This is a genomic window from Streptomyces regalis (genome assembly GCF_001509475.1).
Classification (GTDB): domain Bacteria; phylum Actinomycetota; class Actinomycetes; order Streptomycetales; family Streptomycetaceae; genus Streptomyces; species Streptomyces regalis.
This window is the reverse complement of record NZ_LLZG01000360.1, coordinates 80,098-90,961: the sequence shown is the minus strand read 5'-3', so window position 1 is coordinate 90,961 and position 10,864 is coordinate 80,098. Positions and strand designations below refer to the sequence as shown.

General features: G+C 70.6%; 13 protein-coding genes. 6 read left to right on the top strand and 7 right to left on the bottom strand.

Annotated features, from left to right (window positions below; all coding sequences use genetic code 11):
• From ADL12_RS32010 to thpD, 5 genes are all read left to right on the top strand, one after another.
• Positions 1–347, top strand: a 347-nt coding sequence (locus tag ADL12_RS32010) for a DinB family protein (RefSeq protein ID WP_159053352.1), incomplete at its 5' end; no start/stop codon positions are given.
• Between the two features lie 305 nt (positions 348–652).
• Positions 653–1,159, top strand: a complete 507-nt coding sequence (gene ectA / locus ADL12_RS32005; protein ID WP_062708278.1) for a diaminobutyrate acetyltransferase — start codon at positions 653–655, stop codon at positions 1,157–1,159.
• A gap of 31 nt (positions 1,160–1,190) precedes the next feature.
• The gene (ectB, locus tag ADL12_RS32000; protein ID WP_062708275.1) at positions 1,191–2,462 is read left to right on the top strand and encodes a diaminobutyrate--2-oxoglutarate transaminase; all 1,272 of its coding nucleotides are present in this window, start codon (positions 1,191–1,193) and stop codon (positions 2,460–2,462) included.
• A 28-nt stretch (positions 2,463–2,490) separates the two neighbouring features.
• Positions 2,491–2,895, top strand: a complete 405-nt coding sequence (locus ADL12_RS31995) for an ectoine synthase (RefSeq protein WP_030051576.1) — start codon at positions 2,491–2,493, stop codon at positions 2,893–2,895.
• Between the two features lie 7 nt (positions 2,896–2,902).
• Positions 2,903–3,799, top strand: a complete 897-nt coding sequence (gene thpD, locus ADL12_RS31990; protein ID WP_062708272.1) for an ectoine hydroxylase — start codon at positions 2,903–2,905, stop codon at positions 3,797–3,799.
• Positions 3,800–3,815: 16 nt separating this feature from the next.
• Here thpD and ADL12_RS31985 read toward each other — a convergent pair whose 3' ends face one another.
• The 6 genes from ADL12_RS31985 to ADL12_RS31960 all read right to left on the bottom strand — a co-directional run bounded on the left by ADL12_RS31985 (position 3,816) and on the right by ADL12_RS31960 (position 8,815).
• Positions 3,816–4,814, bottom strand: a complete 999-nt coding sequence (locus ADL12_RS31985) for a maleylpyruvate isomerase family mycothiol-dependent enzyme (RefSeq protein WP_062708269.1) — start codon at positions 4,812–4,814, stop codon at positions 3,816–3,818.
• A gap of 72 nt (positions 4,815–4,886) precedes the next feature.
• On the bottom strand, positions 4,887–5,303 hold the full coding sequence (locus tag ADL12_RS31980) for an RNA polymerase sigma factor (protein ID WP_062708266.1): 417 nt from the start codon (positions 5,301–5,303) through the stop codon (positions 4,887–4,889).
• Between the two features lie 46 nt (positions 5,304–5,349).
• Positions 5,350–6,402, bottom strand: a complete 1,053-nt coding sequence (locus tag ADL12_RS31975) for an aminotransferase class V-fold PLP-dependent enzyme (protein ID WP_062708263.1) — start codon at positions 6,400–6,402, stop codon at positions 5,350–5,352.
• A gap of 99 nt (positions 6,403–6,501) precedes the next feature.
• Positions 6,502–7,218, bottom strand: coding sequence for a DsbA family oxidoreductase (locus tag ADL12_RS31970; protein WP_062708260.1), 717 nt, complete (start codon positions 7,216–7,218; stop codon positions 6,502–6,504).
• Positions 7,219–7,319: 101 nt separating this feature from the next.
• Positions 7,320–7,823, bottom strand: coding sequence for a GNAT family N-acetyltransferase (locus tag ADL12_RS31965; RefSeq protein WP_062708256.1), 504 nt, complete (start codon positions 7,821–7,823; stop codon positions 7,320–7,322).
• Positions 7,820–8,815, bottom strand: a complete 996-nt coding sequence (locus ADL12_RS31960) for a GlxA family transcriptional regulator (protein ID WP_062708311.1) — start codon at positions 8,813–8,815, stop codon at positions 7,820–7,822. Before ADL12_RS31960 ends, ADL12_RS31965 begins: the two co-directional genes overlap by 4 nt.
• A 71-nt stretch (positions 8,816–8,886) precedes the next feature.
• Here ADL12_RS31960 and ADL12_RS31955 point away from each other — a divergent pair, with 71 nt between their 5' ends.
• A complete protein-coding gene (locus tag ADL12_RS31955; protein ID WP_062708314.1) occupies positions 8,887–10,275 on the top strand; it encodes an MFS transporter in 1,389 nt (462 codons plus the stop codon).
• Here the strand turns inward: ADL12_RS31955 and ADL12_RS31950 are convergent.
• Complete coding sequence (locus tag ADL12_RS31950; protein ID WP_062708253.1) at positions 10,235–10,843, bottom strand: DUF1349 domain-containing protein; 609 nt, start codon at positions 10,841–10,843, stop codon at positions 10,235–10,237. The genes ADL12_RS31955 and ADL12_RS31950 overlap by 41 nt on opposite strands.
• Positions 10,844–10,864 lie beyond the last annotated feature (21 nt).

Here is a 10,864-nt window from a genome sequence, read left to right as displayed (position 1 = left end):
GGCTGGTGCAGCACCTCGCGGAGTGTGAGCGGAACTGGTTCCAGCGGGTGGTGGGTGGGCTCGACGTGCCGCCGGTGTACGGGGAGGGGAACGAGAGTGGGTACGCCCTCGATGCCGGGCGGGGGATCGGTGAGGCGCTCTCGGTGTGGCAGCGGGAGATCGCGCGGGGGCGGGAGGTGTGTGCCGGGCGGGTGCTGGAGAGTGTGGGGCGGATCGCGGGTGGGCCGATGGCCGGGGTCGAGGTCAGTCTGCGGTGGGTGCTCATTCACATGATCGAGGAGTACGCGCGGCACAACGGCCACGCCGACATTTTGCGGGAGCGCATCGACGGAGTTGCCGGAGCCTGAATTCGGCGTAATTCTCGAATTCCTTTTCAGGGCAGCTTCCCATTCTCTTCTGCCCGCTTTCGGCAAACCTAAACACAAAGATTCCGCGAACACCAACCGGCGAAATTCGGGCAGATCTCGTGGGAGTTACATGTCTGTGACGCGTTCCACAGCTGGACCTTTTTGTCCGGCATTACCCGGACAGAAGGTGCGATTCAAACCCGTCTCGCGCCACCCCTCACGCCCGCGTGATAACACACCCTGACCTCACACGTAACCCCTCACGGCCATGCAATTTCGATTTTCCCTCGGTAAATTCAATTCGCATGACTGCCGCACTAGCAGACCTGCAAATCGACCGTCCGGCGGTGGCCGACGGGGCCACGCTGTGGCGGATAGCCAGAGACTCGAAGGCCCTCGACCTCAACTCGTCGTACAGCTATCTGCTGTGGTGCCGCGACTTCGCGGGCACGTCGGCCGTCGCCCGCGACGAGCGTGGAGAGCCGGTCGGCTTCGTCACCGGGTACGTACGGCCGGAGCGTCCGCGCACCCTGCTCGTCTGGCAGGTGGCCGTGGACGACGCGCACCGCGGACGCGGGATCGCGGCCGCGCTGCTCGACGGGCTCGTCGCACGAGTCGGTGGCGAGTACGGCGTCACGAACATCGAGACCACCATCACCCCGGGCAACACCGCCTCCGAGCGGCTGTTCGGCTCCTTCGCGGAGCGGCACGGTGCCGCCCTGCAGCGCGAGGTCCTGTTCGACGCCGGCCTGTTCCCGGACGGACCGCACCACCCCGAAGTCCTCTACCGCATCGGTCCCCTCTCCCTCTGACCTCCCCCCACGCAACGAGGAGCGATTCGTCGTGACCATCACCCAGCCCGACCTCAGCGTCTTCGAGACCCTGGAGTCCGAGGTACGCAGCTACTGCCGCGGCTGGCCCACCGTCTTCGACCGCGCGCGCGGCAGCCGCATGTACGACGAGGACGGCCACGAGTATCTGGACTTCTTCGCCGGGGCCGGCTCCCTGAACTACGGGCACAACAACCCCGTCCTGAAACGGGCGTTGATCGACTACCTGGAGCGGGACGGCGTCACGCACGGGCTCGACATGTCCACCAGCGCCAAGCGTGCCTTCCTGGAGTCCTTCCAGAACATCGTGCTGCGGCCGCGCGACCTGCCGTACAAGGTCATGTTCCCGGGGCCCACGGGGACGAACGCCGTCGAGTCGGCGCTGAAACTGGCGCGGAAGGTGAAGGGGCGCGAGGCCATCGTGTCCTTCACCAACGCCTTCCACGGCATGTCCCTGGGTTCGCTGGCCGTGACCGGCAACGCCTTCAAGCGGGCCGGCGCCGGGATCCCGCTCGTGCACGGCACGCCCATGCCGTTCGACAACTACTTCGACGGCACGGTCGAGGACTTCCTGTGGTTCGAGCGGCTGCTCGAGGACCAGGGGTCCGGGCTCAACAAGCCCGCCGCCGTGATCGTCGAGACCGTGCAGGGCGAGGGCGGCATCAACGTCGCCCGCCCGGAGTGGCTGCGGTCGCTCGCCGCGCTGTGCGAGCGGCAGGACATGCTGCTCATCGTCGACGACATCCAGATGGGGTGCGGAAGGACCGGTGCCTTCTTCTCCTTCGAGGAGGCAGGCATCACGCCCGACATCGTCACCGTGTCGAAGTCGATCAGCGGGTACGGACTGCCCATGTCGCTGTGCCTGTTCAAGCCCGAGCTGGACATCTGGGAGCCGGGCGAGCACAACGGCACCTTCCGCGGCAACAACCCCGCCTTCGTCACCGCCACCGCCGCCCTGGAGGCGTACTGGACGGACGGGTCGGCGATGGAGAAGCAGACCCGCAAGCGCGGTGAGCAGATCGAGCAGGCGTTCATCTCCATCACCGAGGAGAACCTCGCCGACGTGAAGGAGTACCGCGGGCGCGGGCTCGTGTGGGGCCTGGAGTTCCACGACAAGGAGCGCGCCGCACGCGTGGCGCGCCGCGCCTTCGAACTCGGGTTGCTCATCGAGACGTCGGGCCCCGAGGGTCAGGTCGTGAAGCTGCTTCCGGCGCTCACGATCACCCCCGAGGAGCTGGACGAGGGGCTCAGCATCCTCGCCCGCTCCGTGCGGGAAACCATCTGAAACACCACCTAGGAGGCATCGCAGCACCGTGATCGTCCGTTCGTTCAAGGACATCGAAGGAACCGACCGCCATGTGAAATCGGCGTCCGGCACCTGGGAGAGCAAACGCATCGTCCTCGCCAAGGAGAAGGTCGGCTTCTCCCTGCACGAGACGATCCTGTACGCGGGTACGGAGACATCGATGTGGTACGCGAACCACATCGAGGCCGTCGTCTGTGTCGAGGGCGAGGCCGAGCTGACCGACCACGAGACCGGGCGGACGCACGCGATCACGCCCGGGACCATGTACCTCCTGGACGGGCACGAGAGGCACACGCTGCGGATCAAGGAGGACTTCCGCTGCCTCTGTGTCTTCAACCCGCCCGTGACCGGCCGGGAGGACCACGACGAGAACGGCGTGTACCCGCTGCTCACCGAGCCCGAGGAGGTGTGAGAACCCCATGACAAGCACGTCCACCGTCACCGATCTCTACCCCAGCCGCGGCGCCACCGAAGTATCGGTCCCCCGTAAGGACCCGGTCGTCTGGTCGCCGCCCGGCGCACCCGGACCGATCGCCACGGGCGACCTGGAGTCGTTCGAGCACAACGGCTTCCTCGCCATCGACCAGCTCATCACCGAGGACGAGGTCGCCGTCTACCACCAGGAGCTGGAGCGGCTCATCACCGACCCGGCGATCCGCATGGACGAGCGCTCGATCATCGAGCCGAAGTCCAAGGAGATCCGCTCCGTCTTCGAAGTGCACCGGATCAGCGAGGTGTTCGCGAACCTGGTGCGCGACGAGCGGGTCGTCGGGCGGGCCCGGCAGATCCTCGGCTCGGACGTGTACGTCCACCAGTCGCGGATCAACGTCAAGCCGGGCTTCGGCGCCACCGGCTTCTACTGGCACTCCGACTTCGAGACCTGGCACGCCGAGGACGGTCTGCCCAACATGCGGACGGTGTCCGTCTCGATCGCCCTGACCGAGAACTACGACACCAACGGCGGGCTCATGATCATGCCCGGCTCGCACCGCACGTTCCTCGGCTGCGCGGGCGCCACGCCGAAGGACAACTACAAGCAGTCCCTGCAGATGCAGGACGCGGGCACGCCGTCCGACGAGGCGCTGACCAAGATGGCCTCCGAGTACGGCATCAAGCTCTTCACGGGCAAGGCCGGTTCGGCGACCTGGTTCGACTGCAACTGCATGCACGGCTCCGGCGACAACATCACGCCCTTCCCGCGCAGCAACGTGTTCATCGTGTTCAACAGTGTGGAGAACGCGGCCGTCGAGCCCTTCGCGGCTCCCGTACGGCGGCCGGAGTTCATCGGCGCGAGGGACTTCACCCCCGTGAAGTGATCTCGTGAAGTGACTCTCACAGCCACGCCAGCGACGCGGCCCGCTCCAGTACGTTCCGTACGGCGGCCGCGTCGCCCGTGGCACCCCTCGGCACCGTCTTCGGGGTGTGGCGCCCGCCGACCAGGAGGCAGAAGTCGACGGGATCCAGGGCGAGTTCGGCCGCCACCGGCTCGTCCTCGGAGCCCAGCACCCACTCCTCGCCCCCGGTGACCGAGAACAGCACCGGGGGCGCGGTGGGTCCCAGGGCCAGGCCGAGGATGCGGACGGCCAGGCGGACCAGCTGCCCCAGATGCTCCTGCGGGGGCGGTGGGACGGCGATGCCGAGCGCGCGGCCGATGTCGTCGGTGTGGATCCACGCCTCGAAGGCGCGGACCAGGAAGTGGTCGGCGACGGGCAGCCGCAGCCCCATCAACATCACGGCCCGCGCGGCGAGTTCGGCGTCGCGGGCCTCTGCCGTGCCGAGCAGCTCGCCCGCCTGCGCGGCCCAGTCGGCCACGGTCTCCTCGGGCGTACGGCCGTGTTCATGGGCGATGACTTCGGCGGTACGGCGCTCCCAGGCCTCCTCCCAGCCCGTGCCCTCGGCGATCCGCGAGGCCGGCACCCGCGAGGCGACACCGAGCCGGCCGGCCAGGTGCTCGTCGGCGGCGAGGAGGTGGGCGACGGTGGCGTGCACGTCCCAGTCGTGCACGACCGGTGTGGTCCAGCGCCCCTCCAGTTCGGGCAGCAGCGCCTTCAGCCCGGCGACGGCGGCGGCGTAGGGGGCGGCATGCGCGGCGACGCGGGCGGCGGGGCGGGTGCGCAGGGCGAGGGAGAGCACACCGTCGGCCGACCGCACGAGAATATTCAGCGGCGGCCCGTCCAGCAGTCGTACCGTCTCCCGCAGCCGTTGCGCCTGCGCCGCGCAGCTCTCGCACTCGGCGAGGTGCGCCGGGACCGTCCGCTCGTCGGCCGGTTCGAGGGCGCCGAAGGCCCACGCGGCCAGCAGGTCACGTACCGCCTCGTGATCGTCGGTCATCGCCCGCCTCCTCCCCGTGACCTGTACCTGTACCTGTGCCTCTGCCTGTGCCTGCTCGGACCCCTCTCGCCATCATGCGCCTCTTTCGAGCGCCGGGTCCGGCGGGTCGGCCAAAGTCTCGGCCAAGGTACGCAGGGCGGTGCGCAGCATCAGGGAGCGTTCCCGGTCGACGACCGTCTCGTCGGGGCCGGGTCCGGCGTCGGGGATGGCCTGGAGCGCGGAGTCGTCGGCTCCGGCGTCCTTGCGGTGCCGGGCCTCGCCGCGCACCCAGTCCACGGCCCGCCGGTGGGCGAAGACCTCCTGCGCCACGTCCTCGGCGGCGGCCGCGGAGCGGGTGACGCGCACGGCGACCCGCCGCACCAGCCCGCCGTACGCCGCGTACACCTCGGCCGGCGCGGACGCGTCGCCGTACACCAGCCGCCGGTACACCTCCGCGTCGGCAGGCAGCTGTACGGACGTTTCGCCCGTGGATTCCACCGGCACCACCACCCCCTGGTGCCCTTCCTGGCGTCCGCGACGGGCCCGCGCCAGCGGTTCAGGCAGACAGGGCGTCCAGCAGCCGGTCGACATCCTCGGGGGTGTTGTAGAGGTGGAAGGAGGCGCGCAGGTTGCCCGCGCGGTCGGAGACCTCGATCCCGGCCTCGCTCAGCTCGGGCTGGCGATGGCCGAGTCCGGGCACGGACACGATGGCCGAGCCGGGTGCGGGCACCGGTGCGTGGCCGAGGCCGGCGAGACCGGTCCGGAAGCGGTCGGCGAGGGCGAGGTCGTGGGCGCGTACGGCGTCCACGCCGAGTTCCTCGAGGAGTTCGAGGGAGCGGCGCAGTCCCGCGAAGCTGAACAGGGCCGGGGGCAGGTCGAACCGCCGGGCGGAGTGGGCGAGTTCGGCCACCGGGCCGTAGCAGCTGTCCCAGGGGTTCTCCCCGGCGACCCAGCCGGCCAGGAGCGGCAGTAGTCCGCCGAAGTCCTCCGGCACGACGAGGAAGCCCGCGCCGTGCGGGCCCATCAGCCACTTGTAACAGACGGTCACGGTGAAGTCGTACGCGTCGGCCTCCATCGGCAGCCAGGCGCCTGCCTGCGAGAAGTCGATGTACGTACGGGCGCCGTGCTCGCGGGCGGCCTCGCGCAGGGCGGGCAGGTCGGCGATCCGGCCGTCGGCGGACTGCGCGGCGCTGACCGCGACGAGCGCGGTGCCGGGCCGCACGGACTCGGCGAGCCGCTCCAGGGGCACGATGCGCACCTTGAGGTCGCCTCGGGTGTGGAAGGGGTTCACTACGGAGGTGAAGTCGTCCTCGGCGGTGAGGACTTCGGCGCCCGCGGGCAGCGAGGCGGCGACCAGCCCGGTGTAGGCGGCGACGGACGAACCCGCCGCCACCCGCTCGACGGGGACGCCGGCCAGCCGGGCGAAGGCGGCCCGGGCGGCCTCCACGTCCGCGTGCAGCGGGCCGAGTGGCCTGCCCTCGGCCCGCATGCGTGCCGCCTCGGCGAGGGCGGCCACGGTGCGGGCCGGGAGCAGCCCGGTGCTCGCGGTGTTGAGATAGACGGTCTTCGGGTTGAACTCGGCACGGACCAGGCTCTCGAAGGTCTCCATGGCTCCACTGTGGGCCCTGAAGACCTCTCAGTCCATTGCGACTCTTTACGTGGTTTCGCTAAGCAATGCTTATAGATCGGCCCCGACCTGCGGACTTGGTCAGTTCTGCGGCACCGCGCAGCCATCCGGACCGCACGCGTCCGCGTCACCCTGGTCGATCAGCGTCAGCGGCGACCGCTCGCCCCACGCCTGGGTCAGCGCCTGCTGGAAGACCTCGGCGGGCTGGGCGCCGGAGACGCCGAACTTGCGGTCGAGGACGAAGAACGGCACGCCGTTGGCTCCGAGCTGGGCGGCCTCGCGCTCGTCGGCGCGCACGTCGTCGGCGTAGGCGTTCGGGTCGGCGAGAACCTTGCGGACGTCGTCCGCGTCGAGCCCCGCCGCCACCGCCAGCTCCACCAGCCGCTCGTCGCCCTCGGAGAAGACGGACCGCTCCTCGGCGAAGTTCGCCCGGTAGAAGGCCTGGATCAGCGCGTCCTGCTTGCCCTGCTCCTTGGCGAGGTGCAGGAGCCGGTGCATGTCGAAGGTGTTGCCGTGGTCGCGGCCTTCGGTGCGGTACTCCAGGCCCTCCGCGGCGGCCTGCGCGCCGAGGTTCTCCTCGCCGGCCTGGGCCTGGGCGGCGCTCATGCCGTACTTCCTGGTGAGCATGGTGATCACGGGCTGGATGTCGCCCTTGGCGCGCCCGGGGTCCAGCTCGAACGAGCGGTGCACCACCTCGACCTGGTCGCGGTGCGGGAAGGCCTCGAGCGCCTTCTCGAAGCGGGCCTTGCCCACGTAGCACCAGGGGCAGGCGATGTCGCTCCAGATCTCGACGCGCATGTCTGTGGCTCTCTCCAGCTCGTACGGATACGGAGGCTCTCTCCGGCCCCTGTACGTGAACGTTCAAATAGCCGCGTTCATTCCCGCGTTCATTCCCGCGTTCATTTCCCGGGCACGGAGAAGCACAGGAACAGATGGTGGTCACCCTCGGCAGGCGGGTTCTCCGGGTCCGGGGTCCAGCCCTGGCGGGCGTAGAAGGACTGGGCGCGCCGGTTGTCGACGTGCACGTCGAGGACGGCCGTGCGCTTGCCGTCCGCCCGCCACTCCTCGACACAGGCCGTGTGCAGGGCCGTACCGACGCCGCTGCGCCAGTGGTTGGGGTCGACGTGGAACTGGAAGAGCTTGACCGTGTCCGCGGCGCCGCCCTCCGGGGTGCGAAAGGAGGCGAGCGCGATGATCCGGCCCTGCTCGACCACGCACAGGACGTGCCCGTCGGGCCGCTCGACGGCGCTGCGCCAGGCGCCGTGCCAGTCGGTGTCGTCGTCCGGGATGCCGTCGGGGTAGTAGGTCGCCCGGGCCCGTGCGTGCAGCGTGACGATGGACTCCACCTCGGCGGGCACGGCGGTGCGGATGACTCTGCCCGGCTTGACTCGTTCGCTGATCATGCAACGGAGGACGTGACCGCATCCGCCCCGGTTCCGAGCCGGCTGAACTGCGCCCGATAGGCGCTCGGGGTGAGTCCCGTACGGCGGACCAGGTGCCCCCGCAGCGAGTCGGCCGTGCCCAGTCCGCAGGCGTGGGCCACCTGGTCCATGGGCAGGGCGGTGGTCTCCAGCAGCTCCTTGGCGCGCTCGATGCGCTGGTGCAGCAGCCACTGCAGCGGGCTCACCCCGCTCTCGGCGTGGAAGCGGCGGGTCAGGGTGCGGACGCTGACGCCGGCGTGCCGGGCCAGATCGGTGAGGGTGAGCGGCTTGTCGAGGTTGCGCATGGCCCAGCCGCGGGTGTCGGCGCAGGCGGTGCCGCGCTCGGGCGGCAGCGGGGTCTGGGTGAACTGGGTCTGGCCGCCGGGCCGTACGGGCGCGACGAGGGCGCGCCGGGCCACCTCGTTGGCGACGGCGGCGCCGTAGTCGGTGCGGATGATGTGCAGGCACAGGTCGATGCCGGCGGCGTAGCCGGAGGAGGTCACGTACGGCCCGTCCTGCACGTACAGCACGTCACCGCGCAGGTCGACGTGCGGGTACCGGCGGCGCAGTTCCTCGGCGTGCGCCCAGTACGTGGTGGCCCTGCGCCCGTGCAGCAGGCCCGCCTCGGCGAGCTGGAAGGCACCGGTGCACAGGGACGCGATGCGCCTGCCGTCGGCGGCCGCCTCACGCACGGCGGTGACGATCCGCGGCTCCGGCTCGAAGGGCTCCCCGGTCCCCGCGACGAGCACCGTGTCCGCCTCCCGCACGGCGTCGAGACCACGTCGCACATACAGGTCGAGGCCGCCGGTGGTGGGCACCGGTCCCGGCTCGGCCGCGCAGATGACCACCTCGTAGCCGGGCCGCCCGGCCACCTCCACCTTGCCGAACAGCATCTCCGGGATGGCGAGGTTGAACATCGAGACGGGCGAGGGCGCGACGACGGCGATGCGGTGCGGGGCGCACGGCTGGGGCATGGCCAGAACCTCCGGGTGCATGGCATTCCGGCCACTACTGTACGACGGCGGAGATCCGCAGCATGGAGGGCATGTCAACGAACCAGACCCTCAAGGGCGACGAACTCGCCTCCTCGAACGGCGGGTTGGAGCCCAAGAGGTCGTCCTCCGCCCTCACCCTCACCGCCGGACTCCTCGGCTTCGCACTGGTCTGCCTCGACGCGTCCATCGTCAACGTGGCCCTGCCCGCGATCGGTTCCTCCCTCGGGGGTGGAATGTCCGGTCTGCAGTGGGTGGTCGACGCCTACACCCTGGCCTTCGCCGCGCTCATGCTGTCCACGGGGGCGTTCTCGGACCGGGTGGGGGCAAGCCGGGCGTACGCGCTCGGCGCCGCGGTCTTCACGCTGGCCTCGGCGGCCTGCGGCCTGGCGCCGAATCTGCCCGCCCTGATCGGGGCACGGGTGGTGCAGGGGATGGCGGCGGCCGTGGTGCTGCCGGCCTCGCTGGCGCTGGTGCGGCAGGCTTACGCCGATCCGGCGCGGCGGGCCCGTGCGGTGGCCGTGTGGGCGGCGGGCGGTTCGGTGGCGGTGGCGCTGGGTCCGGTGGCGGGCGGTGTGCTGACGACGGCCTGGGACTGGCGCGGGATCTTCTTCGTCAACCTTCCCGTCGGCGCGCTGATCCTCGTGCTGCTGGTCCGCGCCCCGCGCTCGGAGCGCCGTCCGGCACCGCTGGACGTACCCGGTCAGGTGACGGCGGTGGTGGCCCTGACGGCGCTGACGTTCGCGGTGATCGAGGGCGGGACGGCAGGCTGGGCGGCTCTGGCGGTGGCCGTGGTGGCCGCGGCGGCGTTCCTCCGGATCGAGGCACGCCAACCCCACCCGGTCGTCCCCCTCGCCCTCTTCCGCAACCGGACCGTGGCGGTGACGGTCGCCGCGGGAGCGGCGGTCAGCGTGGCCTTCTACAGCATGGTGTTCGTCTTCTCGCTCTTCTTCCAGCAGGTGCAGGGCCGTTCCGCGCTCCAGGCCGGGCTGATGTTCCTGCCGATGACGGGCCTGATCGCGGTGACGAACGTGGCGGCGGGCAAGCTCGCGGGCCGCTACGGCGCCCGGTTGCCCATGGTGGCGGGGCAGGGCCTGGCCGTCGTAGGACTGCTCGCGATGCTGTACGTCGACTCCGGCACGTCTCCCGTCCTGGTGGCCCTGCTCCTCGTCCCCATGGCGTTGGGCTGCGCGCTGACGGTGCCGCCGCTGACCGCGGCGATGCTGGCCGCCGTGCCCGCCGAACGGGCGGGACTGGCGGCCGGCGTGCTCAACGCGGCGCGGCAGATGGCCGGGGCGCTGGGGATCGCGGTCTTCGGGGCGCTGATCTCGGACGGTTTCGTGGCGGGGATGCGGCTGAGCCTGGTGATCAGCGCGGCCCTGCTGGCGGTGACGGGCCTGCTCAGCTTCCGTCTCGCAGGTCCTTCGGCCAGTTCGGCCTGAACTCGAGGTGGTCGTACGTCACGACGCACCCCTCCCCCATCGGCGACTGCGTCATGAAGCCGACCAGGGCGGCGTCCGTCTCCTTCTCGTCCCCCAGCGTGAACAGCCGGACGAAGGTCCAGCGCTCGCCGTCCCGGGAGGCGTGGAAGGCGAAGGCCCGCTCGGTGCGGCTCACCCGCAGCCAGACCGAACTTCCCTCCACCGTGAAGGAGTTGGCGTCATCGGAGTGGCCCCGGGTGACCACCGTGCAGACGGTGGGCACGTCCGGGGAGTACTCCAGGCAGAGCTTGGCCCAGGCCCGTTCCCCGACGTGGACGTAGAGCACCCCGGCGTCGAAGGCGGCGGCGAACCCGACGGTGACCCGCGCGATGAGCTGGAAGTCGCCCTCGGGTGCGCCGAGCAGACGCGGCGCGTCGGAGGCGGGGTCGAGGGCCTCCCCGGTGGGCGGCACGAACCGGTCCTGCCGAGGGCCGGCCCATCCGGAGAGGATGCCGTCCTCGTAGGCCCAGTGGCCGTCGGGGCCATAGGTGCGGAGGGGAAAAGGCAGTTCAGGAAGTTCCACGTCCATCCCCAGAGTCTTCCAGTTTCC

What these genes read in the sequence shown, in the direction of transcription:
- ectA (WP_062708278.1), top strand. Translation starts at nt 653, where the DNA reads ATGACTGCCGCACTAGCAGACCTGCAAATCGACCGTCCGGCGGTGGCC.
- thpD (WP_062708272.1), top strand. Translation starts at nt 2,903, where the DNA reads ATGACAAGCACGTCCACCGTCACCGATCTCTACCCCAGCCGCGGCGCC.
- ADL12_RS31985 (WP_062708269.1), bottom strand. Translation starts at nt 4,814, where the DNA reads ATGACCGACGATCACGAGGCGGTACGTGACCTGCTGGCCGCGTGGGCC.
- ADL12_RS31975 (WP_062708263.1), bottom strand. Translation starts at nt 6,402, where the DNA reads ATGGAGACCTTCGAGAGCCTGGTCCGTGCCGAGTTCAACCCGAAGACC.
- ADL12_RS31970 (WP_062708260.1), bottom strand. Translation starts at nt 7,218, where the DNA reads ATGCGCGTCGAGATCTGGAGCGACATCGCCTGCCCCTGGTGCTACGTG.
- ADL12_RS31965 (WP_062708256.1), bottom strand. Translation starts at nt 7,823, where the DNA reads ATGATCAGCGAACGAGTCAAGCCGGGCAGAGTCATCCGCACCGCCGTG.
- ADL12_RS31960 (WP_062708311.1), bottom strand. Translation starts at nt 8,815, where the DNA reads ATGCCCCAGCCGTGCGCCCCGCACCGCATCGCCGTCGTCGCGCCCTCG.
- ADL12_RS31955 (WP_062708314.1), top strand. Translation starts at nt 8,887, where the DNA reads ATGTCAACGAACCAGACCCTCAAGGGCGACGAACTCGCCTCCTCGAAC.
- ADL12_RS31950 (WP_062708253.1), bottom strand. Translation starts at nt 10,843, where the DNA reads ATGGACGTGGAACTTCCTGAACTGCCTTTTCCCCTCCGCACCTATGGC.